Origin of the sequence: Pantoea stewartii subsp. stewartii, from assembly GCF_008801695.1 — a bacterium.
In the GTDB taxonomy this organism is placed as follows: Bacteria; Pseudomonadota; Gammaproteobacteria; order Enterobacterales; family Enterobacteriaceae; genus Pantoea; species Pantoea stewartii.
The window spans coordinates 1-26,372 of record NZ_VZPF01000073.1 but is presented as its reverse complement, the minus strand read 5'-3'; the positions used below and the strand labels follow the sequence as shown (position 1 = coordinate 26,372).

Annotated in this window: 20 protein-coding genes, 2 pseudogenes and 1 riboswitch; of the genes and pseudogenes, 6 read left to right on the top strand and 16 right to left on the bottom strand. The window is 52.9% G+C overall.

What is annotated here, in order from left to right; genetic code table 11:
• The first annotated feature begins 656 nt into the window (after window positions 1-656).
• Both purH and purD read left to right on the top strand, forming a co-directional pair.
• On the top strand, window positions 657-2,246 hold the full coding sequence (purH, locus tag F7Q90_RS19330) for a bifunctional phosphoribosylaminoimidazolecarboxamide formyltransferase/IMP cyclohydrolase (protein WP_006121515.1): 1,590 nt from the start codon (window positions 657-659) through the stop codon (window positions 2,244-2,246).
• A gap of 16 nt (window positions 2,247-2,262) precedes the next feature.
• Window positions 2,263-3,543, top strand: coding sequence for a phosphoribosylamine--glycine ligase (gene purD, locus F7Q90_RS19325; RefSeq protein ID WP_006121513.1), 1,281 nt, complete (start codon window positions 2,263-2,265; stop codon window positions 3,541-3,543).
• Between the two features lie 38 nt (window positions 3,544-3,581).
• Here purD and F7Q90_RS19320 read toward each other — a convergent pair.
• The 6 genes and pseudogenes from F7Q90_RS19320 to nudC form a co-directional block, all read right to left on the bottom strand.
• Window positions 3,582-4,243 (bottom strand): annotated as a pseudogene (locus tag F7Q90_RS19320) (DUF1481 domain-containing protein).
• A gap of 67 nt (window positions 4,244-4,310) precedes the next feature.
• On the bottom strand, window positions 4,311-4,583 hold the full coding sequence (gene hupA / locus F7Q90_RS19315; RefSeq protein WP_006121511.1) for a nucleoid-associated protein HU-alpha: 273 nt from the start codon (window positions 4,581-4,583) through the stop codon (window positions 4,311-4,313).
• 188 nt (window positions 4,584-4,771) lie between these two features.
• Window positions 4,772-5,362 carry a YjaG family protein gene (locus F7Q90_RS19310; protein ID WP_006121510.1) on the bottom strand — a complete coding sequence of 197 codons (591 nt, stop codon included), beginning with the start codon at window positions 5,360-5,362 and terminating at the stop codon, window positions 4,772-4,774.
• A 62-nt stretch (window positions 5,363-5,424) separates the two neighbouring features.
• Window positions 5,425-6,093, bottom strand: a complete 669-nt coding sequence (nfi, locus tag F7Q90_RS19305) for a deoxyribonuclease V (protein ID WP_006121509.1) — start codon at window positions 6,091-6,093, stop codon at window positions 5,425-5,427.
• The gene (gene hemE / locus F7Q90_RS19300) at window positions 6,093-7,163 is read right to left on the bottom strand and encodes a uroporphyrinogen decarboxylase (RefSeq protein ID WP_006121508.1); all 1,071 of its coding nucleotides are present in this window, start codon (window positions 7,161-7,163) and stop codon (window positions 6,093-6,095) included. Before hemE ends, nfi begins: the two co-directional genes overlap by 1 nt.
• 40 nt (window positions 7,164-7,203) lie before the next feature.
• Entirely contained in the window at window positions 7,204-7,974 is a 771-nt protein-coding gene (gene nudC, locus F7Q90_RS19295; protein WP_006121507.1) for an NAD(+) diphosphatase, read from the bottom strand.
• Window positions 7,975-8,170: 196 nt separating this feature from the next.
• Between nudC and rsd the strand changes: the two are divergent.
• The 3 genes and pseudogenes from rsd (at window position 8,171) to thiE (ending at window position 11,538) form a co-directional block, all read left to right on the top strand.
• Window positions 8,171-8,664 (top strand): annotated as a pseudogene (gene rsd, locus F7Q90_RS19290) (sigma D regulator).
• 132 nt (window positions 8,665-8,796) lie between these two features.
• Window positions 8,797-8,896, top strand: a riboswitch (TPP riboswitch).
• A gap of 86 nt (window positions 8,897-8,982) precedes the next feature.
• Window positions 8,983-10,905, top strand: a complete 1,923-nt coding sequence (thiC, locus tag F7Q90_RS19285) for a phosphomethylpyrimidine synthase ThiC (protein ID WP_006121505.1) — start codon at window positions 8,983-8,985, stop codon at window positions 10,903-10,905.
• Window positions 10,906-11,538, top strand: a complete 633-nt coding sequence (gene thiE / locus F7Q90_RS19280) for a thiamine phosphate synthase (RefSeq protein ID WP_006121504.1) — start codon at window positions 10,906-10,908, stop codon at window positions 11,536-11,538.
• Between the two features lie 113 nt (window positions 11,539-11,651).
• On the opposite strand, the gene F7Q90_RS19275 is transcribed toward thiE, so the two are convergent.
• Complete coding sequence (locus tag F7Q90_RS19275; RefSeq protein ID WP_006121503.1) at window positions 11,652-13,190, bottom strand: aminotransferase-like domain-containing protein; 1,539 nt, start codon at window positions 13,188-13,190, stop codon at window positions 11,652-11,654.
• Between the two features lie 174 nt (window positions 13,191-13,364).
• On the opposite strand from F7Q90_RS19275, the gene F7Q90_RS19270 reads away from it, so the two are divergent.
• A complete protein-coding gene (locus F7Q90_RS19270; RefSeq protein ID WP_006121502.1) occupies window positions 13,365-13,550 on the top strand; it encodes a DUF1127 domain-containing protein in 186 nt (61 codons plus the stop codon).
• A gap of 175 nt (window positions 13,551-13,725) precedes the next feature.
• Here F7Q90_RS19270 and rpoC read toward each other — a convergent pair whose 3' ends face one another.
• From rpoC to F7Q90_RS19225, 9 genes are all read right to left on the bottom strand, one after another.
• Window positions 13,726-17,949: a DNA-directed RNA polymerase subunit beta' gene (gene rpoC / locus F7Q90_RS19265; RefSeq protein ID WP_006121501.1), complete on the bottom strand. Its 4,224-nt coding sequence runs from the start codon at window positions 17,947-17,949 to the stop codon at window positions 13,726-13,728.
• Between the two features lie 119 nt (window positions 17,950-18,068).
• Window positions 18,069-22,097, bottom strand: a complete 4,029-nt coding sequence (gene rpoB / locus F7Q90_RS19260; protein ID WP_006121500.1) for a DNA-directed RNA polymerase subunit beta — start codon at window positions 22,095-22,097, stop codon at window positions 18,069-18,071.
• A 330-nt stretch (window positions 22,098-22,427) separates the two neighbouring features.
• Window positions 22,428-22,790: a 50S ribosomal protein L7/L12 gene (gene rplL, locus F7Q90_RS19255; protein ID WP_006121499.1), complete on the bottom strand. Its 363-nt coding sequence runs from the start codon at window positions 22,788-22,790 to the stop codon at window positions 22,428-22,430.
• Between the two features lie 63 nt (window positions 22,791-22,853).
• Window positions 22,854-23,351 carry a 50S ribosomal protein L10 gene (gene rplJ / locus F7Q90_RS19250; RefSeq protein ID WP_003848098.1) on the bottom strand — a complete coding sequence of 166 codons (498 nt, stop codon included), beginning with the start codon at window positions 23,349-23,351 and terminating at the stop codon, window positions 22,854-22,856.
• Window positions 23,352-23,772: 421 nt separating this feature from the next.
• The gene (gene rplA / locus F7Q90_RS19245) at window positions 23,773-24,477 is read right to left on the bottom strand and encodes a 50S ribosomal protein L1 (RefSeq protein ID WP_006121496.1); all 705 of its coding nucleotides are present in this window, start codon (window positions 24,475-24,477) and stop codon (window positions 23,773-23,775) included.
• Between the two features lie 3 nt (window positions 24,478-24,480).
• On the bottom strand, window positions 24,481-24,909 hold the full coding sequence (gene rplK, locus F7Q90_RS19240; RefSeq protein WP_006121495.1) for a 50S ribosomal protein L11: 429 nt from the start codon (window positions 24,907-24,909) through the stop codon (window positions 24,481-24,483).
• 145 nt (window positions 24,910-25,054) lie between these two features.
• Window positions 25,055-25,600, bottom strand: a complete 546-nt coding sequence (nusG, locus tag F7Q90_RS19235) for a transcription termination/antitermination protein NusG (RefSeq protein ID WP_003848088.1) — start codon at window positions 25,598-25,600, stop codon at window positions 25,055-25,057.
• A 1-nt stretch (window position 25,601) separates the two neighbouring features.
• Window positions 25,602-25,985: a preprotein translocase subunit SecE gene (gene secE / locus F7Q90_RS19230; protein WP_006121494.1), complete on the bottom strand. Its 384-nt coding sequence runs from the start codon at window positions 25,983-25,985 to the stop codon at window positions 25,602-25,604.
• 229 nt (window positions 25,986-26,214) lie between these two features.
• Window positions 26,215-26,372, bottom strand: a 158-nt coding sequence (locus F7Q90_RS19225; RefSeq protein WP_455906703.1) for an EF-Tu C-terminal domain-related protein, incomplete at its 5' end; no start/stop codon positions are given.

Here is a 26,372-nt window from a genome sequence, read left to right as displayed (position 1 = left end):
GCCATGATCAAACTCTTCAATTTAAAGTTTGATTTGCTGCAACCAGTGCAGCGATGCTCAAGGAAAACGTCGTAATGAATTTCAATACGTGTTCACTCTTAAGACTTGATATTTTTTTGCGTCCGGAGACGCGGATATCAATCCTGCGAGTGCCCACACAGATTGTCTGATAAATTGTTAAAGAGCAGTGCAACCAACGGGTTAACCGTCTGTTGCGAGACGGCGTATATTACGCTTTCCTCCTTCAGAGTCAACCTCTTTTTCAGAAGTTTTTCTCCGGCGGCTCAGTTGCCTGACCCTCTCAACACCGCATTCCGTAAGCCGTTGTGCCGTGTCGATGGAGGCGCATTATAGGGAGTTCTCGCAGGCTGACAAGGGCTAAATTCAATAAAAATGACTGTTCGCTGCATTCCACAGCAAAAGCCCGCCTTATACGCAGTTACACACAAAGTTATCCACATTCCTGTTACGTACAAATTTAGACGAGCATCACGCAAACGTTTTCGCTACAATGCCCCCGCAACGCTATGGATGCCCCTTTTCGGGGCGTTACCTGAAGTTTTCGCGTTTTCACTTCTCTATAAAGAGGAAGAAAGCTCGCAAACTTGATGTAACGCTCTTATTTACGCGAATCAAAGCCAAGGGATAAAACCACCATGCAACAACCTCGTCCTTTACGCCGCGCCCTGCTCAGTGTTTCTGATAAAGCCGGCATCCTCGAATTTGCTCAGGCACTCTCCCAACGTGGTGTTGAGCTGCTCTCTACAGGCGGCACCGCACGTCTGCTGGCAGAGGCAGGGCTCCCCGTCATCGAAGTGTCTGACTACACCGGTTTCCCGGAAATGATGGATGGACGCGTTAAAACGCTGCACCCGAAGGTCCATGGCGGCATTCTGGGACGTCGCGGACAAGATGATGCGGTAATGGCGCAGCACGCTATCAACCCTATCGATATGGTGGTCGTTAACCTTTATCCCTTTGCACAAACCGTCGCGAAGCCAGACTGCTCACTGGAAGATGCCGTAGAGAACATTGATATTGGTGGCCCAACCATGGTGCGCTCGGCGGCCAAGAACCACAAAGATGTGGCGATTGTGGTAAAGAGCAGCGACTACCCGGCCATCATCGCCGAGCTGGACGCTAACCAAAACTCACTGACGCTGGAAACCCGTTTTGACCTGGCGATCAAAGCGTTTGAACACACCGCTGCGTACGACAGCATGATCGCCAACTACTTCGGTAGCATGGTTCCCGCCTACCATGGTGAAACTGAGCAGCCGGCAGGACGCTTCCCACGCACCCTCAATCTTAACTTCGTTAAAAAGCAGGATATGCGTTATGGCGAGAACAGCCATCAGGATGCCGCCTTCTATATAGAAGAAAATGTACAGGAGGCCTCTGTCGCTACCGCCGAGCAGGTGCAGGGCAAAGCGCTGTCTTATAACAACATTGCGGATACCGATGCAGCACTGGAGTGCGTAAAAGAATTCGCTGAGCCCGCGTGCGCCATTGTAAAGCATGCTAATCCTTGCGGCGTGGCCGTCGGCGAGTCCATTCTGGCGGCTTACGAGCGCGCTTACCAGACCGATCCTACCTCTGCATTTGGCGGTATTATTGCGTTTAACCGTGAGCTGGACGAGGCGACCGCACAGGCCATTATCAGCCGACAGTTTGTTGAAGTGATCATCGCCCCTTCCGCGACCGAAGCAGCCCTGAAAATCACGGCGGCGAAACAAAACGTTCGTGTACTGGTATGTGGTGAATGGCAGGGCCGTGTCGCCGCGCTGGATTTCAAACGGGTGAATGGTGGTCTGCTGGTTCAGGATCGCGATCTCGGGATGGTCGATGCCAGCCAGTTGCGTGTCGTCAGCAAGCGTCAGCCTTCTGAACAGGAACTGCGTGATGCTCTGTTCTGCTGGAAAGTGGCTAAATTCGTTAAGTCCAACGCCATTGTCTATGCACGCGACAATATGACTATTGGCATAGGTGCGGGCCAGATGAGCCGCGTCTATTCTGCCAAAATTGCGGGCATCAAAGCGGGTGATGAAGGTCTCGAAGTTAAAGGTTCTGCGATGGCTTCCGATGCGTTCTTCCCATTCCGTGATGGTATTGATGCCGCTGCAGCCGTGGGCGTGAGCTGTGTAATTCAGCCAGGCGGCTCTATCCGCGACGACGAAGTGATTGCAGCTGCCGATGAACACGGTATTGCCATGATCTTTACTGATATGCGTCACTTCCGTCATTAATTCTGTGGAGCGTTTTATGAAAATTTTAATCATCGGTAACGGCGGACGTGAACATGCCCTGGCCTGGAAAGCCGCCCAGTCGCCGCTGGCAACGGCCGTTTTTGTCGCCCCTGGTAATGCAGGTACGGCGCTGGAACGGGCTTTACAGAACGTCGATATTTCTCCAACAGATATCCCGGCATTACTTGCCTTTGCGCAACGTGAACAGATCGATCTCACTATCGTTGGACCCGAAGCGCCGCTGGTGATTGGCGTGGTTGATGCATTCCATGCCGCCGGCTTAAAAATCTTTGGTCCGACTCAGGCTGCCGCACAGCTGGAAGGTTCGAAAGCGTTCACGAAAGACTTCCTTGCGCGTCACAACATCCCCACTGCCGAATACCATAATTTCACCGAGGTCGCCCCTGCGCTGGCCTATCTGCGTGAAAAAGGGGCGCCCATTGTCATCAAAGCCGATGGCCTGGCTGCCGGTAAAGGTGTCATTGTGGCCATGACGTTGCAGGAAGCCGAAAACGCGGTGCAGGATATGCTGGCGGGCAACGCCTTTGGTGACGCCGGGCACCGTATTGTGATCGAAGAGTTCCTGGACGGTGAAGAAGCCAGTTTTATCGTGATGGTCGATGGCGAGAATGTCCTGCCGATGGCCACCAGTCAGGATCACAAACGCGTCGGCGATGGGGATACAGGACCAAACACCGGCGGTATGGGCGCTTACTCTCCTGCACCAGTGGTGACGGATGAAATCCACCAGCGCGTCATGGACCAGGTCATCTGGCCAACCGTACGTGGCATGGCAGCAGAAGGGAATGTCTACACAGGCTTCTTATATGCCGGGCTGATGATCGATAAGACCGGTCAGCCAAAAGTGATCGAATTCAACTGCCGTTTCGGCGATCCGGAAACGCAGCCCATTATGCTGCGCCTGCAATCGGATCTGGTGGATCTCTGTCTGGCTGCCTGTGAAGGCAAGCTCGATCAAAAAGACTCACAATGGGATCCCCGCCCTTCGCTGGGTGTGGTGCTGGCGGCAGGTGGCTACCCTGGCCCCTACGCGAACGGCGAACAGATTCACGGTTTGCCGCAGGAAGAAGCGGCTGACGGCAAAGTTTTCCATGCCGGTACACGCCTGGAAGGCGACCGCGTACTGACTAACGGTGGACGTGTGTTGTGCGTCACCGCGTTAGGCGATGACGTTGCCGCTGCGCAGAAGCGCGCTTATGCGCTTGCTCAGCCGATTTTCTGGCAAGGCAGTTTCTGCCGCCGCGATATCGGCTATCGCGCCATTGGTCGCCAGTAACGATGACAGGGGCACACGTTGTGCCCCTTTTTCATGCCTCAGAAATCTGCCTCTTTGGGCTCATCTGCACATTCGTCTTTGTGGCTGACCCGCAACAGTTGAACGCCTTCCGGCGCTTCCAGCCATGAAACCATCAAGGGACCAGCGGAATGACGGCGGTAATGCGTGAGCGTCTGCCATGCCTCACTGTCAAACGCTGGCGTCACCTTTTGGCCGTCACAGGTCTCCACGACATTGCCCCCTGCCCAGTGCCCCTGCTTCAGAAACACCCGACCGCTTAAGAGCGCATCGCTGACGTCCCGCATACGTTGCGCATCAAACTTATAAAGTTCCACCGTATCAGGGCTGACCGCTTCACGTTGAGTAGCAAGCTGGCGCTGCATAAAGTTAAGACTGCCATTCTGGTCAAATCGCAGGGTGACATCGTCGGGAGGCGCGCCTTTCACCTGACGCTCAACGCTGACCAGATGATCGCCCAGCCAGCGGTAGTCTGTCGTTTCGCTTTTTTCGCTGTTAAACGGGTTATACAGCGTACGAATATGCACAGACTGATGATCCGTATTCTTACGCCAGATACGCACACTGCCACGGTCGGCCAGGTAACCACTGGCGGAAAAGGCGGGAATGTCGGGGTGGAACTGCACCCGATAATCAGTGAGGAGAGAAGCAGGGCAGAAAAGCGCTGAAGCAGCGTAGTCATGGTGGCTGGCCCTTAAACAAAAGGGGCGAAATCGCCCCTGTTTAAAACTTTACCGCTATGCGACGTCTTACTTGACGGCGTCTTTCAGAGCTTTACCAGACACGAATGCAGGTACGTTTGCCGCAGCGATTTTGATTTCTTTGCCAGTCTGTGGGTTACGACCGGTACGCTCAGCGCGGTGGTTCACTTTAAAAGTACCAAAACCAACCAGTTGTACAGCATCACCCTCTTTCAGAGACTCAGTGATTGCAGCCAGAGTAGATTCCAGCGCTGCCTTGGCCTGGGTTTTAGACAGGTCAGCTTTTTCTGCGATCACATCAATCAGTTGAGTCTTGTTCATAAGTTATCCTTAAAGTGTATTTATCGCTTGCTAAGCAACGAGTGCGAGGGAAAAGCCAACTTCGGGCACTCTTCAGCCTGCACGCACCGATAGCCACAATTTTCAGCCCCCCAAATGTAGACCAGACAGGGGGCTGATGTGAAGCCTCCAGGCGCGCTAATTAAGGCCTGAAGTCACGTTTTCTCGCCTTATTGCTGAATTTTTATACCGATGTTACTAATTCCCGCCTCGCGCAGGTCGGATCGCAGACCTTTTATCAATTCAAGGTCTCGCTCTTCACAGTCTGCGAGCAGGCGAAAAATCTCCCATTGCAGGTCCCATTCGTCGATGACAGCCGGGTTTTCCCGCAGCTCTTCATCGGTCATTTCACGACCTGCCTGAGTCATTTCCAGAATGGCCACGGTGGTGATGGAGGTCTTGCTGACTTCAATCGCATGTTCAAGCGTTTCACCACTTAACAGGGCGTGCAGCACTTCACTTAATGCCACACAGGCATCGATGGCCGGATACACGCCGTAGACCTCAAAATCATCGCCATCCGGAATCGCAGCTTCGAGCTTTTCCAGTTGACTGTCGAAGTTGATCTTTGCATCTTTCACCGTCAGCGTTTCCCAAATCAGATCGAGAATTCGGCGGTAAAGCGCAGGATCGGCAAACGCAGTTTGCTGGCAAAAGGCCATGTAATTAGGATACATGCGCTCGCACAGGCAAGCCATAAACGTCAGATGTTGCCAGCTTTCCAGCTTTGCCAGACGCAAATGCACAGGGTTTTGTAACATACACAGAGCTCTTATTCGTTTCGCTGGCCGCAGTGTAACGCAAAAGCGCCCTACAAACAGTGCTAAAGCGCGTTTTGCCAGCGCAGAAATGCAGGTCGGCGTGATGCGACAGCATCTGCCCAGCGCGTCGGTTCCGGTAAACGGTAGCCCTGAGTACACTTTTCAACCCAATCGAGGGCACTGTCCAGGCTGACGCGATGCCCAGTGGCCACAAACAGCGGATTACAGCGTACCTTGCTGCGCCATACCCAGCCAATTTGCTCCCCTTTATCCATTAACGGCTGGCGACTGCCGGGAGTCTCGTCCAGCGGCTCAAACCGTCCGCACAAACGCTTTTTGGCGACACCGATGGTGGGAACATCGACCATCAGTCCAAAGTGTGACGCCACACCGAGCCGACGCGGATGCGAAATGCCGTGACCGTCGACAAACAACAGGTCAGGCTTCTGCTCCAGCATATTCCATGCCGCCAGCAAGGCGGGATATTCCCGGAAAGAGAGAAAGCCAGGAATGTACGGCATAGTCGTCTCGATGCGCGCGATACGATGCTCCAACAGCTTCAGCGACGGGTATTCGAGAATAACCAGCGCCGCGCGCGTGACCGCACCTTCCTGTTCAAACCCGGCGTCTGCGCCACCAATAAAGCGTGGCGGCAGCACATCAAAATCGTCCTGCCGCACGACGTCTGCGGCACGCTGTTGTTGCTCCGCACGAAGTGCAGCAATATCCATTATGACTCCTGATGATACTGGCGGGAAAGGCGGTGCACCGCCTCAACGAAGACGCCGGCATGCTCTGGCGGTACATCCTGATGGATACCATGTCCCAGATTGAATACGTGGCCTTCACCTTTGCCGAAACCGTCCAGAATACTGGCCACTTCCTGCTCGATACGGGCCGGTGGTGCGTACAGCATGGAGGGATCCATATTGCCCTGTAAGGCGACTTTATGCCCGACACGACGGCGGGCCTCACTGATGTCGATAGTCCAGTCCAGGCCCAGTGCATCGCAGCCTGTTTCAGCCATGGCCTCAAGCCACTGACCGCCGCCTTTAGTAAACAGCGTGATCGGCACACGACGGCCTTCGTTTTCGTGCAGTACGCTGTCGACGATTTTATGCATGTAATAAAGCGAGAACTCGCGATAATCGCGGCCACTCAATGCGCCGCCCCAGGTGTCAAACACCATGACTGACTGCGCCCCGGCGCGGATCTGAGCATTGAGATAGAGAATAACGCTGTCGGCCAGCTTATCCAGCATGGCATGCAATGTGGCAGGTTCGGCGTACATCATTTTTTTAATTTTGGTGAAGGCCTTGCTACTGCCGCCTTCTACCATATAGGTTGCCAGCGTCCACGGACTGCCTGAAAAACCAATTAAGGGCACCTCACCATTAAGGTTCTTACGGATGGTCCGTACGGCATTCATCACGTAACCCAGTTCCTGTTCAGGATCGGGAACAGGCAGGCGATCGACATCGGCACGGCAGGTTACGGGGTTTGAAAAGCATGGACCTTCCCCCGTTTCGAAGTACAGCACTAATCCCATCGCATCAGGAATGGTGAGAATATCACTGAAGAGGATGGCCGCATCGAGCTTGTAGCGACGCAATGGTTGCAGGGTGACTTCGCAGGCCAGCTCGGCATTCTTACACAGCGACATAAAGTCGCCCGCCTGGGCACGCGTGGCTTTATATTCCGGCAAATATCGTCCGGCCTGGCGCATCATCCATACGGGGGTAACATCGACAGGCTGGCGTAACAGGGTGCGCAAATAACGGTCGTTCTTCAGTTCACTCATGTCAGGACTCTCTCGGTATCAAGCGAGTAGTGTAGCACTCTCACGCCTCAGCGCGGCAGAGGGCAACGGTATCTTCAATTAATCGACGGGCAACGGTGCCAGGTGGAGGCAGTAAAGGCAGCGCATCAAAACGGAACCATCCGGCATCCAACAGCTCTTTACCGTCGTGCTGTAAGTCGCCGCCGTCATACTCCGCCATAAAGGCCATCATTAAGGACTGCGGGAAAGGCCAGGGCTGGGAAGTGACATAACGGACATTCTTCACGCGCACGTTGCTCTCTTCCATCACTTCGCGTGCAACCGCCTGTTCAATGGTCTCACCGACTTCAACGAACCCGGCCAGCACAGTGTAAATGTTATTACGATGACGCGCATGGTTGGCCAGCAGGATCTCATCTCCACGGCGGATAGCAACGATAATACAGGGCGCAATTTGTGGGTAATAACGTTCACGGCAATGGCTACACAGGCAGGCAAATTCGCGTTTACTGGCGTGCATCTCATGACCACAATAGCCGCACCAGCGATGGGATCGGTAAAACTCCGCTAACTGCACCCCGCGCCCGGCCAGCTGAAACAGGCCCGGATCTTCGTTGAGTAACTGGCGCAACGACAACATATCTGACGAACGCGTTTCACAAATCAGCCAGACCTTCTCTCCCTGCCATTCGCCAATCACGCGCCCCTGGTGCCCGATCAGGCCAAACTGCTGTGCGTTTCCGTGAGGTAAATCGCCTTGCGGTAACCAAATTTTCTGTTCACTACTGACAATCCACCATCCAGCGTCTACGCTTGAAATTTCGCATTGCATTTATTTCGTCATCCTTAGCGTCAACCCGCACGCTGAAGTCCCGATGTTAAGTGTGTAGATGAACAACTATACCCAAATAATTCTGGTTGCAAGACGACAGCACGCTTATTTATCCCGACAGGTTCGCGGAGAACAAGCGCAATTGGCGCATCGCTAATCTGAAATATGAAGGTGCATAACGCATACGGAGTTAACTATGCTTAACCAGTTAGACGTTCTGACCCAACGCGTAGGTGGCAGTAATGAACTGGTAGATTCATGGCTGGCAGCTCGCCGCCAGCTGTTGGTTTCTTATTACCATTTGGTCGGCATCAAGCCAAAAAAAGAAGCGCTGACTCGCCTGGACGAGCAGGCACTGGATAACTTTTGCCACACGCTGGTCGATTATCTTTCATCTGGTCACTTTAGCCTTTACCAGCGTTTGATTGCAGAGATGGACGGCACCAGTCCGCTGCTGGCTGCCGCGCAGATTTACCCGTCGCTGGAAGCCAATACCGAGCAGTTGATGCAGTTGTATGACGGCCACCTGCAACAGGCCATCGATGACGACAACTATGTGACGTTTCAGCACGCCTTGTCAGAAGTCGGCGAAGCTCTTGAAGCGCGTTTTACCCTTGAATCCAAATGGCATGGGACAATCACCTGACTCCGCCTGTGGCGAACGACAGTGAAATTGCCCGCCCTGCTTAACAGTGCCGCAAATGTAAATAACTTGTGATTCATAAAAAGCCCCCTTATGCTGAGTAGGCTTTAAAACATCTGTTTTATGTTGTCAGGGTTTGACGGTTGCACGTCCTTGCGGGACCTGATTAACCGTTAAACCAAATCTTGTCGGAGTGCCCATTGGGCTGAGACCGTTAATTCGGGATCCGCGGAACCTGATCAGGTTAGAACCTGCGAAGGGAACAAGAGTAAATTTTTACGGTACGCCGCACTCAGGGTGCCCGCTGTGCCGTTACTCCTTCCGAACTCCGGACAAGCAACCTTCCCACTTACTGGAATATTGCTATGTCTACTACGAAAACGACCCGTCGCGAACAACGTGCTCAGGCACAGGAATTCATTGATTCCCTGCAGGGTGGCAGTGCCTTTCCCAACTCAAAACGTATCTGGCTGACCGGCAGTCGTGACGACATTCGTGTCCCCATGCGCGAAATCCAGCTTAGCCCTACATTGACCGGCGGCAGTAAAGATGAGCCCGTTTACCAGGAAAATGAGCCTGTGCCGGTTTATGACACCGCCGGTGCCTATGGCGATCCGGCAGCAAAAATCGACGTGCATCGCGGACTGGATAAACTGCGTGCTCGCTGGATTGAAGAGCGCGACGACAGCGAAAAACTGACGCAGATTAGCTCGGCGTATACGCAGCAGCGACTGGCTGATGACGGACTGGATCACCTGCGCTTTGAACATCTGCCAACGCCGCGCCGTGCTAAAGCCGGCCGCTGTGTGACCCAGTTACATTACGCGCGTCGGGGAATCATCACGCCAGAGATGGAGTTCATCGCCATCAGGGAGAACATGGGCCGTGAGCGCCTTCGTGGTGAGGTACTGCTGCAACAGCATCCGGGCCACAGCTTTGGTGCCCATCTGCCCGAAAACATTACCCCCGAGTTTGTACGCCAGGAAGTGGCCGCTGGCCGCGCCATTATTCCGGCCAATATCAACCATCCCGAATCCGAACCGATGATCATCGGACGCAACTTTCTGGTGAAGGTGAATGCCAACATTGGTAACTCAGCGGTGACCTCGTCTATTGAAGAAGAAGTAGAAAAGCTGGTCTGGTCCACACGCTGGGGCGCGGATACGGTCATGGATCTGTCGACCGGACGCTATATTCATGAAACCCGTGAATGGATTCTACGTAATAGTCCTGTTCCCATCGGCACTGTTCCGATTTATCAGGCACTGGAGAAGGTCAACGGTGTGGCTGAAAACCTGAACTGGGACATTTTCCGCGATACGTTACTGGAGCAGGCCGAACAGGGCGTGGATTATTTTACTATCCATGCGGGTGTGCTGCTGCGCTACGTTCCTATGACTGCAAAACGCCTGACCGGTATTGTGTCCCGTGGTGGCTCCATTATGGCGAAGTGGTGCCTGTCTCATCATAAAGAGAGCTTTCTCTATGAACACTTCCGCGACATCTGTGAAATTTGCGCAGCCTACGATATCGCTTTGTCCCTGGGCGACGGATTACGCCCCGGATCGATTCAGGACGCCAACGACGAAGCACAGTTCGCTGAGCTGCACACGCTGGGTGAACTGACAAAAATAGCCTGGGAATATGACGTACAGGTGATGATCGAAGGCCCCGGCCATATCCCGATGCAGATGATCCGTCGCAACATGACAGAGCAGCTGGAACATTGCCATGAAGCGCCGTTTTATACTCTGGGCCCACTGACGACCGACATTGCGCCGGGCTACGATCATTTTACCTCTGGCATCGGTGCCGCCATGATTGGCTGGTTTGGCTGCGCGATGTTGTGTTACGTCACGCCGAAGGAGCATCTTGGCCTGCCAAACAAAGAGGATGTGAAACAGGGGTTAATCACCTACAAGATCGCCGCGCATGCTGCCGATCTGGCCAAAGGCCATCCGGGGGCGCAGATCCGCGACAATGCCATGTCGAAAGCGCGCTTCGAATTTCGCTGGGAAGATCAGTTCAATCTGGCGCTGGATCCTCATACAGCCCGGGCCTATCACGATGAAACGTTGCCACAGGAATCGGGTAAAGTCGCCCACTTCTGTTCAATGTGCGGCCCTAAGTTTTGCTCGATGAAGATCACGCAGGAAGTGCGTGACTATGCTGCCAGACAGGAAGCGGAAGCGCAGGCTATTGAGGTTGGCATGGCGCAGATGTCTGATCATTTCCGTGAACGGGGCGGTGAACTCTACCATCCCGCCACAGCGATTAAGGAGGAGTAAATGAACGCCTTTCCCGCTACCGCGCCGCGATTAGGGCTGTATCCGGTGGTCGACAGCGTTGAATGGATCGAACGCTTACTGGATGCCGGGGTGCGCACGATTCAGCTGCGGATTAAGGATCTGCCAGATGAGATCGTTGAACCCACCATCATCCAGGCTATCGCAACAGGTCAGCGTTACCAGGCGCGCCTGTTTATTAATGACTACTGGCAGCTGGCGATTAAGCATAAGGCTTATGGCGTTCATCTGGGGCAGGAAGATCTGGCCGTGGCCAATGTGCAGCGCATTCTGGACGCAGGCTTGCGCCTGGGCATTTCCACGCACGATGATGCTGAGCTGGATCGGGCGCTGGCGCTGCGTCCTTCCTACATTGCGCTGGGACATATCTTTCCTACCCAGACGAAGGTGATGCCCTCTTCTCCGCAGGGTTTGTCTGAACTTAAACGCCATCTGAGTCGGTTGCAGGGGATCTCTACCGTGGCGATTGGCGGCATCAGCATTGATCGCGTTCCGGCGGTACTGGAAACTGGTGTCGGCAGTATCGCCGTGGTGAGCGCCATTACGCAGGCAGAGGACTGGCGGGCGGCCACCCGCGAGCTGTTACGGCTTGTTGAGCACGAATCCGGGCATTAACCACCCTGTCGCGCAGATAAACGCGCACGTGGTGCAACAGGCAGATAAAAACTGGAAAGCCGCGCACGGCAATGAACATTGCGACTGGCGCGGCTTTTTTCTGTCCTTTAAAGTCACTGGCGTCCGGCCGGGATGGCCTGACCAGGGCCAGTTCCCTCCTCTTTCTGGCCCTGCTTCTCACTACCTGAAGCAATGATATCGATAACGGCGGACAGGTCAGCCGACGGCTGATGCGCACAGGCGGCCATCGCCCGCTCGACAGCCTTACCGGTCAAGGCCAATGCCTGTTCAATCTTACTGCTTGAGGGCAAGGCGTAATTCAGGCGCAGACAGTTACGGTACTTTCCGGAGGCCGAAAACAGCGAGCCTACGGCAATCTGGATCCCTGATTTGCGTAATTCGTGGTTGAGCTGCACCGCATCAAATGCCTCAGGCAATTCAATCCACATCAAAAAACCGCCCTGAGGCCGCGTGACGCAGATACCGCAAGGGAAGTAATGCCGTACCCAGCAGGAAAAGGTGTCGTAATTGCGCTGGTAAACCTGGCGCATCCGCCGAAGATGCGTCTGGTAATGGCCCTGCTGGATAAAGTCAGCTACGGCATGCTGAGGCTGAGTGGCGGTAGAACCTGTCACAATGTATTTCATATGCAAAACACGATCGCGGAAGCGTCCGGGCGCCACCCAGCCCACACGTAAACCCGGTGCCAGCGTTTTGGAAAACGAGCTGCACAGCAATACGCGTCCTTCTGTATCCAGAGATTTAATGGATGAAGGCCGCGGGTACTCCCAGGCCAGCTCACCATAAACATCGTCTTCAATGATCGCCGCATCAAAACGCTGTACCAGACTCAGCAGTGCGCGCTTGCGCTTTTCGGGCATGATAAAGCCAAGAGGATTGTTGCAGTTAGGGACGACGACGACCGCTTTGATCGGCCACTGATCAAAGGCCAGTTCCAGCGCTTCAAGGCTGATTCCCGTTACAGAATCGGTCGGAATCTCAATGGCCCGAATGCCGAATCCACGCAATGTCTGCATGATGCCGTGAAATGACGGCGATTCGACCGCAATGATATCGCCGGGCTGGCATACTGCGCGCACGGACACTGACAGCGCTTCGTGGCAGCCTGTGGTAATCACAATATCTTCTGAGGTCAGTTGGCAGCCGCTGTCGATCATCAACCGGGCAATTTGTTCTCTCAGCCGGGCGACACCGTAAAGGTTGTCGTAATTCAGCAGCGTGCTTTCCTGCTGCTGCGCCTGACGGCTAAACGCCTTCCACAGAGGTTTCAGTGTGGACTGCGTTAAATCCGGCATACCGCTGCCCAGTTGCAGTACATCCTGTTCCCGGCGGCTGTTAAGCAGGTCAAGCACCGCGTCCCACTGGGTAATTTCCACCGGATGTTGCGCCGGACGCGTCAAGGCCGGAACGGGCGGCATCGCCTTATGCGGCGCCACAAAATACCCGGAACGCGCCTGCGCAATAATCAGCTGTTTCTGCTCCAGCAGATAATAGGCCTGCTGTACCGTGCTGATGCTGACACCATGTTCGACGCTCAAACTCCGAACGGAGGGCAGGCGTTCGCCACTTTGGTACAACCCCTGTTCAATACGTTTTTCCAGCAATGTGGCTAAATGTTGATAGCGCGTCATGATCGACCTCAGCCAGGTTGATGACCCGACAAAACAGTACAGACAGCCTGTATTTCTACCATTCAGTCCACGCTGACGGCAATCTGTATGTTAAATAATTGCTTCGGGTGCATCTGTATTGGAAATTGTATCTGCATGAAAATATTTCTCAGGTTACTTACTGAGGGCAGGATCATGGGATATGAGGAAAATCGTAGCGCTAAACCCTTTGCAGTTTCACTCAGCCTGTTTCACTTTATCTGGCATCATTTTCGTCGCTGGCAGTGTCGGCGCGAAACCCGCATGATTTTATGCAGACTGAGCGACAGTGCGCTGAAAGATATCGGGTTAAAGAGAAGCGATATCAACAAACGCTTTTAATTACGGCTCGCCTGGAAACAGGCGTGAGTCGAATTCGTTAACAGGATGGACTTCGGAAAACACTCTTCACGACAGTACGCGTTATGAATGCCGGTGCCGCCTGTACAAGACAGCCTGATCTCGCAGGCAAAAAAAAACCCTGCCGGAGCAGGGTTTTTTATCGGGCGTTTGACGATTACTCGTCGTTGTTACCGCCCAGACCCGCGTTCAGTAACTCCGCCAGGCTTGCGGATGCTTCGTCAGCAGTCACCTGCGGTGCAGCTGGCACTTCGCCTGCCGCACGACGACGCATACGATCCTGGTGATAAGCGTAACCGGTACCGGCCGGGATCAAACGACCCACGATCACGTTCTCTTTCAGACCGCGCAGTTCGTCGCGCTTGCCTGCTACTGCCGCTTCAGTCAGGACACGTGTAGTTTCCTGGAACGATGCTGCAGAGATGAACGATTCGGTTGCCAGTGACGCTTTAGTGATACCCAGCAGGTCACGTACGAAGGTTGCGCCAACTTTTCCGTTCGCTTCAAGTTCACGGTTAGAGATCTTGATGCGAGAGAATTCAGCCTGCTCACCTTCCAGGAACTCGGTGCTGCCCGCGCTCATGATAGTAGCTTTACGCAGCATCTGACGAACGATGACTTCGATGTGCTTATCGTTAATCTTAACGCCTTGCAGACGGTAAACTTCCTGCACTTCGTTAGTGATGTAACGGGTAACCGCATGCACGCCACGTAAACGCAGGATGTCATGTGGTGACTCTGGACCATCGGAAACCACGTCACCGCGCTCAACACGTTCACCTTCGAACACGTTCAGCTGACGCCATTTCGGAATCATCTCTTCGTACGGATCGCTACCATCCAGCGGTGTAATCACCAGACGACGCTTACCTTTGGTTTCTTTACCGAAGGAGATGATGCCGCTGATCTCCGCCAGGATTGCTGGCTCTTTCGGACGACGCGCTTCGAACAGGTCAGCAACGCGTGGCAGACCACCGGTAATATCCTTGGTACCGCCAGATTCCTGCGGAACACGCGCCAGGGTATCACCCGAGCTGATCTTCACGCCATCTTCCAGCTGTACAATCGCTTTACCTGGCAGGAAGTACTGAGCAGGCATATCGGTACCTGGGATCAGAACATCATTGCCGTTGGCATCAACGATTTTCAGTGCCGGACGCAGATCTTTACCACCTGAGGTACGTTCTGCAGAGTCCAGAACCACCAGCGATGACAGACCCGTTAAGTCGTCAGTCTGACGCGTAATGGTCTGACCATCGATCATGTCGGTGAAGCGAATGAAACCGCCCACTTCTGTGATAACTGGCATGGTATGCGGATCCCAGTTTGCAACGGTTTCACCCGCAGCAACCTGCTCACCATCACCTTTCGCCATGGTCGCACCGTAAGGAACTTTATAGCTCTCTTTCGTACGGCCAAATTCGTCGATCATTTTCAGTTCAACGTTACGCGAGGTGATCACCAGCTTGCCTGCTGAGTTCGTTACCGACTTAGCATTGGTCAGCTTGATGGTACCTTTGTTCTTCACCTGAATGCTGGATTCAGCTGCCGCACGAGATGCCGCACCACCGATGTGGAACGTACGCATCGTCAGCTGTGTACCCGGCTCACCGATTGACTGTGCCGCGATAACACCGATTGCTTCGCCTTTGTTGATGATGTGACCACGTGCCAAGTCGCGACCATAGCAATGCGCACATACACCAAAGTCGGTTTCACAACCTACAACCGAACGCACCTTCACGCTGTCGACTGAGTTCAGTTCCAGCACGTCACACCAGTGCTCATCGAGCAGTGTGTTACGTGGAACCAGAATATCAGCCGTGCCAGGCTTCAGAACGTCTTCTGCCGTTACACGGCCCAGAACGCGCTCACGCAGTGGCTCTTTCACGTCGCCACCTTCGATGACTGGCGTCATCATGATGCCTTCGTGTGTACCACAGTCGTCTTCGGTGACAACCAGATCCTGCGCAACGTCAACCAGACGACGCGTCAGATAACCGGAGTTCGCGGTTTTCAGTGCGGTATCTGCCAGACCTTTACGTGCACCGTGCGTCGAGATGAAGTACTGAAGTACGTTCAGACCTTCACGGAAGTTCGCGGTGATAGGCGTTTCAATGATGGAGCCATCTGGCTTAGCCATCAGACCACGCATACCGGCCAGCTGACGAATCTGTGCAGCAGAACCACGCGCACCGGAGTCGGCCATCATAAAGATGCTGTTAAAGGAAACCTGTTTCTCTTCTTCGCCGTCACGGTTAATCACGGTCTCGGTTGAGAGGTTTTCCATCATCGCCTTCGCTACGCGCTCGTTCGCGGCAGCCCAGATATCGATGACTTTGTTGTAACGTTCGCCGGCGGTAACCAGACCAGACTGGAACTGTTCCTGAATTTCGGCCACTTCGGCTTCGGCTTCAGAGATGATTTCCACTTTCTTGGCTGGGATAACCATGTCGTCGATACCAACAGACGCACCTGAACGGGCGGCGTAGGCGAAACCGGTGTACATGGTCTGGTCAGCAAAGATAACGGTCGGCTTCAGGCCCAAAATGCGATAACAGGTGTTCAGCATTTTAGAGATAGCCTTTTTACCCAGCGCCTGGTTGACGATGGAGAAAGGCAGACCTTTCGGTACGATAATCCACAGAATCGAACGACCAATGGTGGTGTCGATCAAGCTGGTTTTCGCAACGAACTCATCCTGCTCGTTTTTGCTGTACTCAGTGATACGCACTTTAACGCGCGCATGCAGCTCGGCCAGGCCAGCGCGATAAACACGCTCAGCTTCTTTCGGGCCGGTCAGCACCATGCCTTCACCTTTGGCATTCACTTTGTCGCGGGTCATGTAGTACAGACCCAGTACAACGTCCTGTGAAGGAACGATGATTGGCTCGCCGTTCGCCGGTGACAGAATGTTGTTGGTCGACATCATCAGCGCACGCGCTTCCAGCTGGGCTTCCAGCGTCAGCGGTACGTGAACAGCCATCTGGTCACCATCGAAGTCGGCGTTATAGGCCGCACAAACCAGCGGGTGAAGCTGGATTGCTTTACCTTCGATCAGAACCGGTTCAAAGGCCTGGATACCTAAACGGTGCAGCGTTGGTGCACGGTTCAGCAGGACCGGGTGTTCGCGGATGACTTCGTCCAGGATATCCCAAACGACAGCTTCTTCACGCTCAACCATCTTCTTCGCGGCTTTGATGGTGGTGGACAGGCCACGCAGTTCCAGCTTGCCGTAGATGAACGGTTTGAACAGCTCCAGTGCCATTTTCTTCGGCAGACCGCACTGATGCAGACGCAGGTATGGACCAACGGTAATAACAGAACGACCGGAGTAGTCGACACGCTTACCGAGCAGGTTCTGACGGAAACGACCCTGCTTACCTTTGATCATATCGGCCAAAGATTTCAGAGGACGCTTGTTAGAACCGGTGATCGCACGACCGCGACGACCGTTATCCAGCAGGGCATCAACCGCTTCCTGCAGCATACGTTTTTCGTTACGTACGATGATATCTGGCGCAGCCAGATCCAGCAGGCGTTTCAGACGGTTGTTACGGTTGATCACGCGACGATACAGATCGTTCAGATCCGACGTAGCGAAACGACCACCATCCAGCGGTACCAGCGGACGCAGATCAGGCGGCAGAACCGGCAGAACGGTCAGGATCATCCACTCTGGCTTATTACCAGACTGAACGAACGCTTCCAGCAGCTTGATACGCTTGGTCAGTTTTTTACGCTTGGTCTCGGAGTTGGTTGCGTTCAGCTCTTCACGCAGCTGCTCGCACTCTTGCTCCAGATCCATATTTTTCAGCAGCGCCTGGATAGCTTCTGCACCCATCTTCGCGTCGAATTCGTCACCGAACTCTTCCAGCGCGTCAAGGTACTGCTCTTCCGTCAGAATCTGACGTTTTTCCAGGTTAGTCATGCCGCCTTCGATCACAACATAAGATTCGAAGTACAGCACGCGCTCGATATCACGCAGCGGCATATCCAGCAGCAAGCCGATACGCGATGGCAGTGATTTCAGGAACCAAATGTGCGCAGTCGGTGATGCCAGCTCAATGTGGCCCATGCGCTCACGACGTACTTTGGTCTGTGTAACTTCTACGCCACACTTCTCGCAGATTACGCCACGATGTTTTAAACGCTTGTACTTACCGCACAGGCATTCGTAATCTTTTACCGGTCCAAAAATACGGGCACAGAAAAGACCGTCACGCTCTGGCTTGAAGGTACGGTAGTTAATGGTTTCCGGCTTTTTAACTTCACCAAAAGACCATGAACGGATCATGTCTGGCGAAGCCAGCGCAATTTTGATCGCATCAAACTCTTCGGTCTTAGTTTGCGCTTTCAGAAACTTAAGTAAGTCTTTCACGGATTAGCTCCCGTCGGAGTGAGACTCAGGGGCGTCCAACCGAAATTGAACGCCCCATAACCAGTACAAATGCGAGCGCGTTAACCCTGCGCTTACAGGCCGAAGCCTGCTACTGAGGGTTACTCGTCTTCCAGCTCGATGTTGATACCCAGCGAGCGAATCTCTTTCAACAGTACGTTGAACGATTCTGGCATGCCAGGTTCCATCTGATGGTTGCCATCCACGATGTTCTTATACATCTTGGTACGGCCGTTAACGTCATCAGACTTAACGGTAAGCATTTCCTGGAGGGTATATGCCGCACCGTATGCTTCCAGTGCCCATACTTCCATCTCACCGAAGCGCTGACCACCGAACTGTGCCTTACCACCCAGCGGCTGCTGAGTAACGAGGCTGTAGGAACCGGTAGAACGTGCGTGCATCTTGTCATCAACCAGGTGGTTGAGTTTCAGCATGTACATAAAACCAACGGTTACCTGACGTTCGAACTGCTCACCAGTGCGACCATCAAACAGGGTAATCTGACCGGAAGAAGGCAGACCGCCGAGCTCTAACAGCTCTTTGATTTCGCTCTCTTTCGCACCATCAAACACCGGCGTGGCGATTGGCATACCTTTTTTCAGGTTTTCAGCCAGACGCAGAACTTCATCATCACTAAAGGTATTCAGGTCAACTTTCTGACGCACATCTGTGCCCAGATCGTAAGCACGCTGGATGAATTCGCGCAGTTTGGCGACTTCTTCCTGCTTCTTCAGCATCGCGTTGATTTTCTCGCCGATACCTTTCGCTGCCATCCCTAAGTGCGTCTCAAGGATCTGACCGATGTTCATACGTGAAGGTACGCCCAGCGGGTTCAGTACGATATCCACCGGCGTACCGTTCTCATCGTAAGGCATATCTTCGATTGGGTTGATCTTCGAGATAACACCTTTGTTACCGTGACGACCTGCCATCTTATCACCAGGCTGAATCTGACGTTTAACGGCCAGATAAACCTTAACGATTTTCAGCACGCCTGGTGCCAGATCATCGCCTTGTGTGATTTTACGACGCTTGCCTTCGAGTTTTTTCTCAAACTCGTGCTTCAGTTCGTCGTACTGCTCTGCCAGCTGTTCCAGCTGATTTTGCTTGGCTTCGTCAGTCAGACCCAGTTCCAGCCAACGCTCACGCGGCAGCTTGTCCAGTTTGTCTGCTTCAACGCCACCAGAAATCAGGACAGACTGGATACGGCTGAACAGGCCCGCTTCCAGAATCTGCAGCTCTTCAGACAGGTCTTTCTTCGCCTGCTTCAGCTGCATCTCTTCGATTTCCAGCGCACGTTTGTCTTTTTCCACGCCATCGCGGGTGAAGACCTGAACGTCGATAACCGTACCCGAAACACCGTTAGGCACGCGCAGAGAAGAGTCTTTCACGTCAGACGCTTTCTCACCGAATATCGCACGCAGCAGTTTCTCTTCTGGTGTCAGCTGGGTTTCGCCTTTTGGCGTCACTTTACCAACCAGAATGTCACCACCGGTCACTTCCGCACCGATGTAAACGATACCGGATTCATCCAGTTTAGAGAGTGCAGCCTCACCCACGTTCGGGATGTCAGCGGTAATCTCTTCTGGCCCCAGCTTGGTGTCGCGAGACACACAGGCCAGTTCCTGAATGTGGATGGTCGTGAAGCGATCTTCCTGCACCACGCGCTCGGAGACTAAGATGGAGTCTTCGAAGTTGTAACCGTTCCACGGCATGAACGCGACGCGCATGTTCTGACCCAGCGCCAGTTCACCGAGATCGGTAGACGGGCCATCAGCCAGCACATCACCACGCTCAACTGGCTCGCCCAGAGATACACATGGCATCTGGTTGATACAGGTGTTCTGGTTAGAACGGGTGTATTTGGTCAGGTTGTAGATGTCGATGCCCGCTTCGCCCGGATACATTTCGTCTTCGTTAACTTTAATAACGATACGTGATGCATCAACGTACTGAACGGTACCGCCACGTTTCGCCACAGCGGTAACACCGGAGTCAACGGCAACCGCGCGCTCCATACCAGTCCCTACCAGCGGCTTATCGGCACGCAGTGTAGGAACGGCCTGACGTTGCATGTTCGCACCCATCAGGGCGCGGTTAGCATCATCGTGTTCCAGGAACGGGATCAGTGATGCACCGACGGAAACAACCTGTTGGGTCGAAACGTCCATGTAGTCAACCTGATCGCGGCTGAACAGACTCGATTCACCTTTGCTACGGCAGGTCACCAGGTCATCAACGAACGCACCTTCTTCTGACAGGTTGGTATTCGCCTGAGCGATGACATAGTTACCTTCTTCGATGGCAGACAGGTAATGAATTTCATCGGAAACCACACCGTCGATCAAGCGACGATAAGGGGTTTCCAGGAAACCGTACTCGTTCGTCTGCGCATATACAGACAAGGAGTTGATCAGACCGATGTTCGGACCTTCAGGGGTTTCGATTGGGCAGACACGACCGTAGTGCGTTGGGTGTACGTCACGCACTTCGAAGCCGGCACGCTCACGGGTTAAACCACCCGGGCCGAGAGCAGAGATACGACGCTTGTGCGTAATCTCTGACAACGGGTTGTTCTGATCCATAAACTGGGACAGCTGGCTTGAACCAAAGAACTCTTTCACCGCCGCCGAAATAGGTTTGGCGTTGATCATGTCCTGAGGCATCAATGTGTCGAGGTCGCCCAGAGAAAGACGCTCTTTCACTGCACGCTCAACACGGACCAGGCCGACTCGGAACTGGTTTTCCGCCATTTCACCCACTGAACGAATACGACGGTTACCGAGGTGGTCGATATCGTCCACTTCGCCTTTACCGTTACGGATGTCGATCAGCTTTTTCATCACTTCGATGATGTCTTCTTTGCTCAGGATACCTGAACCTTCGATTTCATCACGCAGCAATGAACGGTTGAACTTCATGCGACCGACAGCAGAAAGATCGTAACGATCTTCAGAGAAGAACAGGTTCTCGAACAGGTTCTCTGCTGCTTCACGCGTAGGTGGCTCACCAGGACGCATCATGCGGTAAATCTCAACCAGCGCGCTCAGGCGATCGTTGGTTGGGTCGACGCGCAGGGTCTCGGAGATATAAGGGCCGTGATCCAGATCGTTGGTGAACAGCGTTTCGATACGCTTGTGACCCGCCTGGCTCAGCTTGGCCAGCAGATCCAGCGACAGCTCCATGTTCGCTGCGATAATCAGTTCACCGGTGTTCTCATCGATATAATCTTTAGAGACCACTTTGCCTGCAATATATTCAACAGGCACTTCAATGTGCTGGATACCGTCTTTTTCGAGCTGACGAATGTGACGCGCAGTGATGCGACGCCCTTTCTCAACGTAGACCGTGCCGTTCGATTCGATATCGAAGGTCGCGGTTTCACCACGCAGGCGCTCTGGCACCAGTTCCATCTGCAGCTTGTTGTCACGGATTTCATACACCACTTTCTCGAAGAAGATATCGAGGATTTCAGCAGTGGTGTAATGCAGTGCACGCAGGATGATACTGGCCGGCAGCTTACGACGACGGTCAATACGGACGAAAAGGTTGTCTTTCGGGTCAAACTCGAAGTCCAGCCATGAACCACGGTAAGGAATGATACGTGCGTTATACAGCACTTTACCCGATGAGTGGGTTTTACCTTTATCGCTGTCAAAGAATACGCCAGGACTACGATGCAGCTGAGAAACGATAACACGCTCAGTACCGTTGATAACAAAGGTACCGTTGTCTGTCATGAGTGGAATTTCACCCATGTAGACTTCTTGTTCTTTAATGTCTTTTACTGTGCCTTCTGGCGCTTCGCGCTCATAGATCACCAGACGCAGTTTGACGCGCAGCGGTGCCGAGTAGGTCACGCCACGGATCTGACATTCTTTCACGTCAAAGACAGGTTCACCTAAGCGATAGCTGACATACTGCAACTCAGAGTTGCCGCTGTAGCTCGCGATAGGGAATACAGAGCGGAAGGCAGCTTCCAGTCCGTACTGACCTTCTGGATCTTGCTCGATAAACTTCTGAAACGAATCAAGCTGGATAGAAAGGAGATAAGGTATGTCCAAAACTTGTGGACGTTTACCAAAATCCTTACGAATACGTTTTTTCTCGGTATAGGAGTAAACCATAGGGTTCCTCAGCTAGCTGACAAGTCGACCCACGCTGTCCGTCCTGACAGGACAGTTCATGCAACACGATTTTGTTTGATTCACGCACTGCCCGGCAGTGTGTGCAATACCTCTTTCTATCACGCTTAAATCATTTCATTGCTTCAGCGTGGGCAGGGAACCCGCACAGGAAAGCAGTATATTAAGTCGTCGATAGAGAAAGATATTGAAGAGCAACAATGGACAAACAGTGCGAAACCCCATTGAGGCCCTGGAGCGCAAAAAGGCTGGTGACCAAAAAGTCACCAGCCATCAGTCTGATATTACTCAGACTGCAACCCGAGGGTTGTCTTACTTAACTTCAACTTCAGCGCCAGCTTCTTTTAGAGCAGCTTCAAGTGCAGCTGCGTCATCTTTGCTGATGCCTTCTTTGATCACGCCAGTTGCTTCAACCAGATCTTTGGCTTCTTTCAGGCCCAGACCAGTTGCGGTACGAACGGCTTTGATTACTGCAACTTTGTTCGCGCCAACAGCTTTCAGGATAACGTCGAATTCAGTTTTCTCTTCAACAGCTTCAGCTGGGCCAGCAGCAACAGCTACAGCAGCAGCAGCAGAAACGCCGAATTTTTCTTCCATAGCAGAAACCAGCTCAACTACTTCCATTACGGACATAGCGGCAACGGCTTCCAGAATTTGGTCTTTAGTGATGGACATAACAATTGTTCCTAAGAATCAGAAAAAGTTTATACGTTAGCAAGTACGAAGAAAAGAGAGGCCTTAAGCCGCTTCTTTTGCATCGCGAACAGCAGCCAGAGTGCGAACCAGTTTGCCGGCAGCGGCTTCTTTCATGGTCGACATCAGACGTGCCAGTGCTTCTTCGTAGGTCGGCAGCGTTGCCAGACGGTCAATATTGGCCGCCGTGATCAGCTCACCTTCAAAGGCTGCAGCTTTGACCTCAAATTTTGCATTCGCTTTCGCGAAATCTTTGAACAGACGAGCAGCAGCGCCCGGGTGTTCCATAGAATATGCAATCAGGGTCGGACCAACAAACGTGTCTTTCAGGCACTCGAACTGAGTACCTTCAACGACGCGGCGCAGCAGGGTGTTACGAACAACACGCATGTAAACGCCAGCTTCACGGCCTGCTTTACGCAGTTCGGTCATTTTATCAACGGTAACGCCACGAGAATCCGCAACAACCGCTGAAAGCGCACCTTTGGCTACTTCGCTGACTTCAGCAACAATCGCTTGTTTGTCTTGAAGATTTAATGCCATTAGCTTTAGCTCCTGGATTTGACCGGGGATGGATTTCCCCGGAACTCACTTCACTTATTCGCCCGAAGGAAAATAAGCGCTATTACACGGTGAGCAGAATCCAGTAAAGAAAAATTCTTTTGGTTCTGTCACCGTCTACGCAGGGTATTAAGCATTACATCCGAAAATGTGCAGCTCCTGCGGTCTTGGACGGAGGCCAGGATAAGGCCTGGCTCCAACCTAAAATTCGGCTGTACATCGTGGCTCAGATTGCCTTGCACTGACAGCCTTTATAAGGCCTACTGAACACTTTACTGTGTTTCAGGCGACTGACTCAGTCGCTGCGTTCGCACAATCTGACTTACTCACGATGACATCTGCATGAATGCAGAACAACGGGCGTAAGATTCTAGGTGAATTTTTCGCCCGTTTCAAGCAGCAATTAGTTTGCCGCTGCGCTCAGACCAGCCTGGTCAACGGCAACGCCGGCGCCCATGGTGGTAGAGATGCTGACTTTCTTGATGTACACGCCTTTCGCCTGAGCAGGTTTTGCTTTTTTCAGCGCAACCAGCAGAGATTCCAGGTTTTCTTTCAGTTTGTCAGCATCGAAGTCCACTTTACCGATGGTAGTGTGGATGATGCCGTTTTTGTCGTTACGATAACGAACCTGACCTGCTTTAGCGTTCTTAACCGCTTCAGCAACGTTCGGGGTTACAGTACCGACTTTCGGGTTTGGCATCAGGCCACGTGGACCCAGAACCTGGCCTAACTGGCCAACAACGCGCATTGCATCTGGAGATGCAATAACAACGTCAAAGTTCATTTCGCCTTTCTTGATCTGCTCAGCCAAATCTTCCATACCTACCAGCTCAGCGCCAGCTGCTTTAGCAGCTTCAGCGTTTGCGCCCTGGGTGAATACGGCTACACGTACAGAACGACCTGTACCGTGTGGCAGAACGGTCGCGCCGCGTACGTTCTGGTCAGATTTACGAGCGTCGATGCCGAGGTTAACAGCAACGTCTACGCTTTCAACGAACTTAGCGGTAGCCAGCTCTTTCAGTAATGCGATTGCTTCAGCAATATCGTACTGCTTAGTCGCGTCAACTTTGTCGCGAATAACGCTCATGCGCTTGGTCAGCTTTGCCATTTCTTAGTCCTCTACTACCAGGCCCATGGAACGAGCAGTACCTTCGATTGAGCGAGTCATCGCTTCAACGTCAGAACCAGTCATGTCCGCAGCTTTAGTTTCTGCGATTTCACGTACCTGAGCACGAGTCACTTTACCGACTTTATCTTTGTTCGGCTTACCAGAACCAGACTTGATGCCCGCTGCTTTTTTCAGCAGAACGGCAGCCGGAGGCGTTTTGGTAATGAAGGTGAAAGAACGGTCGCTGTATACGGTGATAACAACTGGAGTAGGCAGGCCTTTTTCCAGTGATTCTGTTTTGGCGTTAAACGCTTTACAGAATTCCATGATGTTAACACCCTGCTGACCCAGAGCTGGACCAACTGGTGGACTTGGGTTCGCCATACCAGCTGCAACCTGCAGCTTGACGTAGGCTTGTACTTTCTTAGCCATGATAATTCCTCAATTGGGTTATAGCGCCTTTAAAAGGCTCCCCGTGGTAACGATTTACACGCTGTTGCCAGCACATAAAAACAAAAGGCGCGAAATTATAGTTTAATTTCGCGCCTGCTGCAACAGCCAAATAGTGAAAGAAAGGTTAGCCTTTCTCCACCTGACCGAAGTCGAGTTCGACAGGTGTTGCACGTCCAAAGATGGAGACCGAAACAGTCAGACGACTCTTCTCATAATCGACATCTTCGACCACGCCGTTAAAGTCGGCAAACGGACCATCGTTGACGCGTACCATTTCGCCCGGTTCGAACAGCGTTTTCGGACGTGGCTTGTCACCTACCTGCTGCAGGCGGTTCATGATCGCATCAACTTCTTTATCGCTGATTGGCGCAGGGCGGTCAGAAGTACCACCGATGAAACCCATTACGCGTGGCACGCTGCGAACGAGGTGCCAGCTGGCATCATTCATTACCATCTGAACCAGAACGTAGCCTGGGAAGAATTTACGTTCGCTTTTACGGCGTTGACCACCACGGATCTCGACCACTTCTTCAGTCGGCACCATGACGTCGCCAAACAGCTCTTCCATGTTGTGCAATTTGATGTGCTCACGCAGCGACTGTGCTACGCGGCCTTCAAAACCGGAAAACGCCTGCACGACGTACCAGCGTTTTTTTGGAGCTTCAGACATCTCAGAACCTCAGGCCAGTGATAAACGATACCAGACGGACCAGAATGCCATCCAGCCCCCACAAAATCAGTGACATCACGGCAGTGACCGCGGCAACGATTAACGTGGTATGCAGTGTCTCCTGGCGGGTTGGCCAGATAACCTTGCGCATTTCGGTTCTTGCTTCACGTGCAAAGGCTACGGTCGCTTTGCCTTTGGTCGTTAAAAGCGCAATGCCGCCTGCTGCTGCAATCAAAATAACAACAGCCAACGCACGCAGAGGTAACGTCACATCACGATAGAGGTAGTTACCTACGATCGCCGCAAGCAGTAATAAGACTACCACTACCCATTTCAGCGCTTCGAGGCCGCGCCCGCTCCCTTGAGCTTCGGTATTCGCACTCATAAACCAACCTGCCACAATAATTCAGAAACTATTCTGCCCCGCATCGCGAGGCATCCAAACCGAATGAGCTTTTGGAGCGTAACTCGGTATCCAGCGCCGCATAACAGAGCCTGTCTCAGCAATGATTATGGTGCAAAATCACTGATGAGTCAGGTTCTATAAAACAGCGTACAAAAAGGGCATCAAATGATGCCCTTTCCATGTGCATTACGTCAAATATTATCGGTAATTAAGCGATAACTTTGGCAACAACGCCCGCGCCAACGGTACGGCCACCTTCGCGGATTGCGAAGCGCAGACCTTCGTCCATTGCGATTGGGTGGATCAGGGTAACAACCATTTTGATGTTGTCGCCTGGCATAACCATTTCAACGCCTTCTGGCAGCT

Coding starts and splice junctions, on each gene's coding strand:
- purH (WP_006121515.1), top strand. CDS start 657: ATGCAACAACCTCGTCCTTTACGCCGCGCCCTGCTCAGTGTTTCTGAT.
- purD (WP_006121513.1), top strand. CDS start 2,263: ATGAAAATTTTAATCATCGGTAACGGCGGACGTGAACATGCCCTGGCC.
- hupA (WP_006121511.1), bottom strand. CDS start 4,583: ATGAACAAGACTCAACTGATTGATGTGATCGCAGAAAAAGCTGACCTG.
- F7Q90_RS19310 (WP_006121510.1), bottom strand. CDS start 5,362: ATGTTACAAAACCCTGTGCATTTGCGTCTGGCAAAGCTGGAAAGCTGG.
- nfi (WP_006121509.1), bottom strand. CDS start 6,093: ATGGATATTGCTGCACTTCGTGCGGAGCAACAACAGCGTGCCGCAGAC.
- hemE (WP_006121508.1), bottom strand. CDS start 7,163: ATGAGTGAACTGAAGAACGACCGTTATTTGCGCACCCTGTTACGCCAG.
- nudC (WP_006121507.1), bottom strand. CDS start 7,974: ATGCAATGCGAAATTTCAAGCGTAGACGCTGGATGGTGGATTGTCAGT.
- thiC (WP_006121505.1), top strand. CDS start 8,983: ATGTCTACTACGAAAACGACCCGTCGCGAACAACGTGCTCAGGCACAG.
- thiE (WP_006121504.1), top strand. CDS start 10,906: ATGAACGCCTTTCCCGCTACCGCGCCGCGATTAGGGCTGTATCCGGTG.
- F7Q90_RS19275 (WP_006121503.1), bottom strand. CDS start 13,190: ATGACGCGCTATCAACATTTAGCCACATTGCTGGAAAAACGTATTGAA.
- F7Q90_RS19270 (WP_006121502.1), top strand. CDS start 13,365: ATGGGATATGAGGAAAATCGTAGCGCTAAACCCTTTGCAGTTTCACTC.
- rpoB (WP_006121500.1), bottom strand. CDS start 22,097: ATGGTTTACTCCTATACCGAGAAAAAACGTATTCGTAAGGATTTTGGT.
- rplL (WP_006121499.1), bottom strand. CDS start 22,790: ATGTCCATCACTAAAGACCAAATTCTGGAAGCCGTTGCCGCTATGTCC.
- rplJ (WP_003848098.1), bottom strand. CDS start 23,351: ATGGCATTAAATCTTCAAGACAAACAAGCGATTGTTGCTGAAGTCAGC.
- rplA (WP_006121496.1), bottom strand. CDS start 24,477: ATGGCAAAGCTGACCAAGCGCATGAGCGTTATTCGCGACAAAGTTGAC.
- rplK (WP_006121495.1), bottom strand. CDS start 24,909: ATGGCTAAGAAAGTACAAGCCTACGTCAAGCTGCAGGTTGCAGCTGGT.
- nusG (WP_003848088.1), bottom strand. CDS start 25,600: ATGTCTGAAGCTCCAAAAAAACGCTGGTACGTCGTGCAGGCGTTTTCC.
- secE (WP_006121494.1), bottom strand. CDS start 25,985: ATGAGTGCGAATACCGAAGCTCAAGGGAGCGGGCGCGGCCTCGAAGCG.